The organism is Rothia sp. HMSC065D02 (assembly GCF_001815285.1).
Taxonomy (GTDB): Bacteria; Actinomycetota; Actinomycetes; order Actinomycetales; family Micrococcaceae; genus Rothia; species Rothia dentocariosa.
This window is the reverse complement of the sequence record NZ_KV820076.1, coordinates 116,642-122,398: the sequence shown is the minus strand read 5'-3', so window position 1 is coordinate 122,398 and position 5,757 is coordinate 116,642. Positions and strand designations below refer to the sequence as shown.

At 53.8% G+C, this 5,757-nt stretch carries 6 protein-coding genes; 1 reads left to right on the top strand and 5 read right to left on the bottom strand.

The window, feature by feature from the left end; genetic code table 11:
* Positions 1-146 precede the first annotated feature (146 nt).
* Complete coding sequence (locus HMPREF3016_RS03005; RefSeq protein WP_070740087.1) at positions 147-2,138, top strand: M13 family metallopeptidase; 1,992 nt, start codon at positions 147-149, stop codon at positions 2,136-2,138.
* Between the two features lie 41 nt (positions 2,139-2,179).
* Here HMPREF3016_RS03005 and HMPREF3016_RS03000 read toward each other — a convergent pair whose 3' ends face one another.
* From HMPREF3016_RS03000 to HMPREF3016_RS02985, 5 genes are all read right to left on the bottom strand, one after another.
* On the bottom strand, positions 2,180-2,974 hold the full coding sequence (locus HMPREF3016_RS03000; RefSeq protein ID WP_246828442.1) for an MFS transporter: 795 nt from the start codon (positions 2,972-2,974) through the stop codon (positions 2,180-2,182).
* Between the two features lie 10 nt (positions 2,975-2,984).
* On the bottom strand, positions 2,985-3,395 hold the full coding sequence (locus HMPREF3016_RS11265) for an MFS transporter (protein ID WP_246828441.1): 411 nt from the start codon (positions 3,393-3,395) through the stop codon (positions 2,985-2,987).
* Between the two features lie 29 nt (positions 3,396-3,424).
* A complete protein-coding gene (locus tag HMPREF3016_RS02995) occupies positions 3,425-4,123 on the bottom strand; it encodes a DUF6318 family protein (RefSeq protein WP_070740085.1) in 699 nt (232 codons plus the stop codon).
* Positions 4,124-4,202: 79 nt separating this feature from the next.
* Positions 4,203-4,895 carry a DUF6318 family protein gene (locus HMPREF3016_RS02990; protein ID WP_070740084.1) on the bottom strand — a complete coding sequence of 231 codons (693 nt, stop codon included), beginning with the start codon at positions 4,893-4,895 and terminating at the stop codon, positions 4,203-4,205.
* 242 nt (positions 4,896-5,137) lie between these two features.
* Positions 5,138-5,757: DUF6318 family protein (locus HMPREF3016_RS02985; protein WP_070740082.1), on the bottom strand; the 620-nt coding region annotated here is incomplete at its 5' end.

The window sequence follows — 5,757 nt, the reverse complement described above, 5'->3', positions numbered from 1 at the left end:
TACCTTATCGGCAAAATCCTACCTGCTCGCGGTTGCCTTTAAGGGGCAAAGGGTGCCAGCGTTCACCGAATTACGCCCCTGAGGGAATATGCCGAAGAGGTGTTATCTTCAAGGTTCTCGCGCCTCAAAGCCCCTAGAATGGGGTCATGGATAATGCAAAGAACTCTGGAATTACGACCGAATGGGTCGATAATACGGTTAAACCGGGCGATGATTTCTTCCGCCACGTGAACGGCCGCTGGCTCGATACCTATGAAATTCCCGCCGACCGTTCCAAAGACGGCGGGCTGTACACTCTGCGCGATGATGCCGAAAAGCATGTGCGTGAGATTGTTGAGCGTATCGCCAAGGAACAGCCTGAATCCCGCATCGGCGCGCTCTACAACTCTTTTATGGATACCGAAAAGATCGAGTCCGACGGGTTGGAACCGCTCATGCGTGAGGTTGCCCCGATTCTCAACGCCGCCACAAGCGACCAGCTCGCCGTCACTCTGGCGCTCCTCTCACGGGCTGGGCTGGCGCAGCTTCTCGGGTGGTACACCAGCATCGACCAGAAAGACCCCGAACATTACGTCTTTTACCTCACCCAGGCCGGGTTGGGTCTGCCCGATGAGGCATACTACCGCGAAGAGAAATACGAACAGGTGTGCGCCGCGTATATTGAACATATCGCCACCATGTTCGAGCTGACCGGTCTTGCCGAGAGCTTCAACCTGACCCCTATGGAGGCGGCACAGCTTATTTTCTCGCACGAGACCGAGATCGCCGCACATCATTGGGATGTCGTGAAAAACCGTGATGCAGAGGCGAAATATAACCCCGTCAAAGCCACCGAACTTGACGAGAAGTTCCCCGGTTTCCCGCTCCAGCAGTGGCTTCTTGCGCTGGGGGCAGACCCCAAAGAGTTGGGCACGGTCATTGTTTCTCAGCCTTCTTTCCTGGAGGGCGTGGCGAACATGTGGCAGTCCACCCCGCTGATGACCTGGAAACTCTGGGCTCTGTGGTGCGCTATCCGTTCCCGCGCACCCTACCTGCCGGATGCGTTTGTACAGGAAAACTTCAATTTCTACGGTCGCACCCTCTCGGGCACCGAAGAGCTGCGCGAACGTTGGAAACGCGGCGTTGCGGCTGTGGAGAACGCGCTCGATCAGGAACTCGGTAAGGAATATGTGGCGGTGCATTTCCCGCCGGAGCATAAGGAGAAAATGCTCAAGCTGGTCAATAACCTGCTGGAAGCATACCGCCGCTCCATCACGAACCTGGATTGGATGACCGAAGCCACCCGCGAGAAGGCGCTGGAAAAGCTCTCGAAGTTTGTCACGAAGATTGGCTACCCGGATGAGTGGCGCGACTACTCGAAACTGACCCTGGTGCCCGGTGACCTGTTCGAGAACCTGCGCCGCACCGCCGCCTTTAACAGCGATTTCATGATCGATCGCGCTGGCGACCCGGTTGATAAGAACGAATGGCTGATGTCTCCGCAGACCGTGAACGCCTACTATATGCCGCCCGCTAACGAGATTGTGTTCCCCGCGGCTATTCTGCGCCCGCCATTCTTCGATCCTGAGGCTGACGATGCAGCGAACTACGGCGGTATCGGCATGGTAATCGGTCACGAGATCGGCCACGGGTTTGACGATAAGGGTGCGCTTTATGACGGCGACGGTGCGCTGAATAACTGGTGGACCGAGGAGGATTTCGCCGAGTTTACCAAGCGCACGAGCGCGCTGGTGCAGCAGTATAACGCCTATACCCCGGCGAACCTTGACCCGCAGAAGTTCCAGGTGAATGGTGAGCTGACGCTGGGCGAGAATATCGGCGACCTGTCGGGTCTGTCGATTGCATTGAGGGCCTATGAGATTGCGCTTGCCGAGCAGGGCATCACTTCGCTGGCGGATGCGCCGGTTATTGATGGCATGACGGCCGCGCAGCGTCTCTTCTGGTCTACCGCGCAGGGATGGCGCACTAAGTCGCGCCCGCAGCATGCGGAGATGATGATTTCGGTGGATCCGCACTCCCCCGACGAGTTCCGGGTGAACGGCGTGGTGCGCAATATCGACGAGTTTTATGATGCGTTCGATGTTCCTGAGGACAGCAAACTGTACCTAGCGCCTGAGGATCGCGTGCGTATCTGGTAACCGCCTGCCAGCTCCCAATAACGCGAGCAGATAGCGAATTGCTATCTGCTCGCGCGGGTTAAAAGATGCCGTATTGCCCAAAGTACCGCCGTTGTAAGGGCTAAGGACGCGGCACATACGAACGCATATGCTCCGGTATCTACCCACGCACTTAGATGTGAGAAGAGCAAATTTCCCAGCGATGTAAAAAGCGCTGCCGCTAAACTAAAGACAGACATTACTTTTCCAATATGCTCAGCGTCGCTCTTCTTCTGCAAATCCGAGAAAAGACCAATAGTGTAGATAACAATAATTCCACTCACTATACTTTGTGCAGTAATAACGCTGACAATTCCGGGTATAAGTGCCAACATATACGCACCCCCAATAACCGACAGCAATATATGCGGATGCGCCCACCGCCTCAGCGCAGGTATGCGGTTGAGCATAAAAGATGCAGCCACGGCACCCATAGTTCCCATAAACATACCAAGACCGTAAACCTCTTGCCCTAACCCCAAGTAAGCAATTCGCCCCAGAAGCAGGAAAAGGGTTGAGGCACCCCACATATTGAGGAGTGCGGCGAAGAAAAGTTCACGTCTAAAATATACACTAGAGGCTATATATACTAGTCCAACCCTTAAATCGTGAAGTATATGCGTTTTTTGGAATACTTCGGACCCCTCCGAGCGTTGGGTAGCGACAGACCCAGCGGGCACCATAAAAGTGAGCACCAAAGACAGAATAAATGACACCAGATTGACAATAATTGAAAGCTCCAGAGCATTCGCAAAATTCTGCATGAGAATCATGGTTCCCACGAGGGGGATCACAGCACGGGATAGCTCCCCCACCATCGAATAGGTGCTATTGTATTTTTTCAAATTCTCGATGTCCAAGAATCTCAGGAATAATAGCGCGGCTTGTGGGGCTGTATGCGGTCGCGGCTAAAGACATGAGAGCCGAAAGAATAATCAGTATATAAACGATAAATTCTCCGCGTGCTGACAATAAAAGAATAAGAGCGCACAGGCAGCAGAGGCTATTAAAAATATCGTAGAAAATCAGCAGGGATTTTTTCTTGAACCTGTCAATGACAACAAATCCAAGAATGCTGGCGAGGAATATGCCCGCACCGCTCAACGCATTCATCACCCCAACCATCTGCTGACCGGCGTTCTGGCTGATATACCAGGTCACCACAATGGTGTAGGCGACGGTGCCTATGCGTGAAAGCGCCGTCGCCGGGATGAGATAGTACGCTCTACTGCACCTCACCACGTTCCGCAAAACCTCAGAGCAGAGGGCTAGATACTCGATCCACTGCTGCTGCTAGAGCTTGAACCTACCTGGCTGCGGAAGGCTGCGGCGAACCCGCCAATAACCCAGTGCCCGTTTTCATACTTCCCTGTTATATCGACGTCGAGCGTGGTGCTGCGGGAGCTTGAGGGAACATCAGCATCCCTTCCTGAGGTGGCGATAAAGCTGCCCAACCCTATGGTGAATCGGGAAGGCCAGGTGTATTCCCCGCCGGATTCCTTGGGCTTCGGTGTGGTGAGGTTGGCTGTCACCTTGGGGTCTTCAAACCAGATCGTTGAAAACTGGTACGAGGACGACTTAACGGAGCTTTTATCTGTATCATTCAGCGCGGTCTGCTCGATCAGGCTGTCGTCACCGCTCTCCATCATGTACTGGGTCGCCGCAGTATAGAACGCGATACTGGAATACAGCCCTGCCACCGAGTTTTCGTCGGCGTTCTTAGGTTTGATGGGTTTGGGCACGTTCTTCGCGCGTTCGGTGCGGGTCGCCTTACGGTACTCCCCCGCCGAGGTATCGTATTCGTCGATCTTCGCTTCGCCGCTGAAATCGCTGCGATAGCTTGCCGTAGCATCCGTCGGGAGCGGTTTCACGCTGCCGGCGTTGGATGCGCATCCGACAAAAGCGAGCGCGGAACCTGCGCCCAGCACGCCTAGGGCAGTTCTGCGGGATACAAACGGCTGTGTCATGAGAAAGACCTTTCATCGATGGCGACTATTGTTCTAACACTATTATCCCGGATACTCCCGGCCAGTACTATCCCTGGAATTAGGCACTCAGATTGCCCGCTGAGCCAAAGCTAGAAGACAAGTCAGTATTGGTGGGAATATCGATCAGCAACCAGCGTCCGTTGTTATATCGTGCCTTAAACTCTCCGTCGTGAACGTCTTTCTTTGCCTCGCTGGGAATGTCTATCGCAGTGCCCTCATACACTACAAAATTACCTGTTGAGAATGTGGTCGTTGCCGCCCATGTGTAGACGTCGCCGTTCTGGCTGGGAGTCGGGTCTTTGAGTGTAAACGTCATTTTAGGGTCTTCAAACCACATATTTTCAAGCTCTTTCACGCTGCTTTCCTCAAAGGCTTCGGCTCCGTTTATTCCTCCCACAAAGGTAATTTCTTTGAAGGGGGAGAAATCGTTGGTCATAATTCCGTAGGTGAAGGCTGCCCCAAGAAATCCAAATAGGGAGTAGAGCCCGGCGGAACTTTTCTCGGTCATCATGGCGGTTTTCACCGGTTTGGGCACGTTCTTCGCACGTTGGGTACGGGTTGCGCGCACGTATTCTCCTGCGGAGGTGTCGTAGCTGTTGAACGTGATCTCACCCGAATAGTCGGCACGGTAGCTCGTGGATGCGTCCGCCGAGAGCGGCTGCACGCGGGCGGCGCATCCGGCGAAGGCGAGCGCGGAACCGGCACCTAGCACGCCGAGGGCGGCTCTGCGGGATATGAACGAGGAAGTCATGGGCGGGTACCTTTCTCATAGAGGCGGAAAATACGGCGTCGTTACCGGTATTTTCGTTCGGGGAGTGATGTTACCTGAGGGGCGCATCCTCTATTATCCCGGAGTAGAGCCGCAGTACAGGTAATTATGACACTCCTGCCCAGCAACAAGCCCCGCAGACATAGATTAAGCCCGCAGAAACGCACGTGTTTCTGCGGGCTTGTCCCATATTTACGTCCGATGCGGTTCAGCTTGAAAGAAGTTTAGAACCCGAATCCTCCGCCGCTGCCGGAACCGGTGGACGCTCCACCGCTGGCACCTGAGGATGCGGAACTGCTCATACCAAGGTCAATTTCCCATTTACCATCTTTATAGGTGCCTTTAAAGGTTTGAGGCACTTCCTGATGCCGCGATTTCTCGGGAATATCCGTCACCTGACCATTTTGAACGGTAAAGCTGCCCAGATTCGCCGATACCTTTCCTTCCCAGGTATAGTTGTCGCCTTCAACCTTGGGCTGCGGAGTATCAAGAAAAGCTTTGACAGTGAAGTCCTCGAACCAAGACTTATCTGGTACCCCAGAAGACTTTATCTGTTCCTCAAGCTTTGAGAGTTGTTCTTTGCCTTTAATATTGCTCTCCTTAAGAGCACTACCGTCTGCCGTCATATAGAGATACTGCATACCAGCAACAATAAAGGCAATATTCTGGTAGAAGCTCTCCACCGATTTCTCATTCAAGTTATCCGGCTTAATCGGTTTCGGAACATTCTTCGCGGGATGCTCACGGGTTGCAGGTTCATAGTTCCCGGCGGAAGTATCAAACTTCTCGAACTTGACCTCGCCGCTGTAGTCGTCACGCTTCGACGAATCAGAACCGCCGCCGC